General features: G+C 67.1%; 2 protein-coding genes. Both read left to right on the top strand.

The genetic code is table 11. The annotated features are described in order from the left end of the window. The first annotated feature begins 70 nt into the window (after positions 1–70). Positions 71–1297, top strand: coding sequence for an IS21 family transposase (gene istA, locus FHG89_RS00145; protein ID WP_139581817.1), 1227 nt, complete (start codon positions 71–73; stop codon positions 1295–1297). Further along, positions 1297–2088 (top strand): IS21-like element helper ATPase IstB, encoded by a 792-nt coding sequence (istB, locus tag FHG89_RS00140; RefSeq protein ID WP_139581816.1) that lies wholly within the window; start codon positions 1297–1299, stop codon positions 2086–2088. The genes istA and istB overlap by 1 nt, the downstream gene beginning before the upstream one ends. Positions 2089–2157 lie beyond the last annotated feature (69 nt).

Here is a 2157-nt window from a genome sequence, read left to right as displayed (position 1 = left end):
TGTCGGCTCCGCCTGAAAACTGACCACGTGGTTCCGGCTGAATCGGGACCACCTCCTGAAGCATCGGGAGGTGCTGAGCGTGGAGGACTGGGCGGAGATCCGGCGGCTGCGGCGGTCGGAGGGCATGGCGATTCAGGCCATCGCACGGCGGTTGAGGATGTCTCGCAACACCGTGAAGAAGGCCCTGGCCAGTGATGAGCCGCCGCGGTATCAGCGGGCGGCGAAGGGCTCGATCGTGGACGCGGTCGAGCCGCAGATCAGGGTGTTGTTGGCGGAGTTCCCGGAGATGCCCTCGACGGTGATCATGGAACGGGTCGGGTGGACCCGGGGCAAGACGGTGTTCTGCGATCGGGTGCAGCAGCTGCGGCCGTTGTTCCGCCGTCCGGACCCGGCCCAGCGCACTGATTATCTGCCCGGTGAGTTGGCGCAGTGTGATTTGTGGTTCCCGCCGGCGGATGTGGCCTTGGGTTTCGGGCAGGTCGGCAGGCCACCGGTGTTGGTGATGGTGTCGGGGTATTCGCGGTGGCTGTCGGCGGTGATGATCCCGTCGCGGCAGTCGCCGGATCTGCTGGCCGGGCACTGGACGTTGATCTCCGGTTGGGACCGGACGCCCAAGGCGTTGGTCTGGGACAACGAGTCCGCGGTCGGGCAGTGGCGGGCTGGTCGGCCGCAGTTGACCGAGGCGATGAACGCCTTCCGCGGGACTCTCGGCATCAAGGTGATCCAATGCCGGCCGGCGGACCCCGAGGCCAAGGGCCTGGTCGAGAGAGCCAACGGCTATCTCGAGACGTCGTTCCTGCCCGGGCGCCGGTTCGCCTCGCCGCAGGACTTCAATACCCAGCTCACCGAGTGGCTGGTGCGGGCGAACAACCGCCAACACCGGATGTTGGGCTGCCGCCCGGCCGAGCGGTGGGACGCCGACCGGGCCGCGATGCTGTCGCTGCCGCCAGTGCCGCCGGTGGTCGGCTGGCGGCAGACCACACGGTTGCCTCGCGATCATTACGTCCGGTTGGACAGTAACGACTACTCAGTGCATCCCTCCGTCGTCGGGCGTCGTGTCGAGGTCACCGCCACCGCAGCCCAGATGGAGGTGTTCTGCGACGGCCGTCTGGTGGCCCGGCATGCCCGGTGCTGGGCCAAGCATCAGAGCATCACCGATCCAGCTCACCGCCAGGCCGCCGCCGACCTGCGCACGGCTGCCCGGCAGGCACCGGCGCCAGCAGTCACGACTGAGGTCGAGCACCGCCGGCTGGCCGATTACGACCGGATGTTCGGCCTGGACGAGGTGGCTGCGTGATGGCCACCAAAACCAACAACCGCAACGTGTCCTCCGAGATCGCGTTCCTCACCCGCGCACTGAAAGCACCATCCCTCGCGGCGTCGGTCGAGCGTCTGGCTGAGCGGGCTCGGGCGGAGTCGTGGACGCATGAGGAGTTCCTCGCCGCCTGCCTGCAACGCGAGGTCGCCGCCCGGGAAGCCCACGGCGGTGAAGGACGCATCCGCGCAGCCCGCTTCCCGGCCCGCAAGAGCCTGGAGGAGTTCGACTTCGAGCACCAACGCTCCCTCAAACGGGAGACGATCGGTCATCTGGGCACCCTGGACTTCGTGGCGTCGAAAGAGAACGTCGTCTTCTTGGGCCCGCCCGGCACTGGCAAAACCCACCTGTCCATCGGCCTCGGGATCCGGGCCTGCCAGGCCGGACACCGCGTCGCGTTCGCCACCGCCGCCCAATGGGTATCCCGCCTCGCCGACGCCCACCACGCCGGGCGCCTGCAAGACGAACTGGTCAAACTCGGACGGATCCCGCTACTGATCGTCGACGAGGTCGGCTACATCCCCTTCGAAGCCGAAGCCGCGAACCTGTTCTTCCAACTGGTCTCCAACCGCTACGAACGCGCCAGCCTCATCGTCACCTCGAACAAGCCCTTCGGCAGATGGGGCGAAGTCTTCGGCGATGACGTCGTCGCCGCAGCCATGATCGACCGCCTCGTCCACCACGCCGAAGTCATCTCGATGAAGGGCGACAGCTACCGACTCAAAGACCGCGACCTCGGCCGCGTCCCACCGGCCACCAAGACAAACGACTAAAGATCAACCAACCCGAGGTGGTCCACTTTCAGCCGGACCACGGTGGTCAGGGTTGAGGCGGCGTTGACA

The organism is Micromonospora orduensis (assembly GCF_006228125.1).
Classification (GTDB): domain Bacteria; phylum Actinomycetota; class Actinomycetes; order Mycobacteriales; family Micromonosporaceae; genus Micromonospora; species Micromonospora orduensis.
Note: the sequence above shows the minus strand (reverse complement) of the source record. Positions and strands in the feature narration are given on the sequence as shown.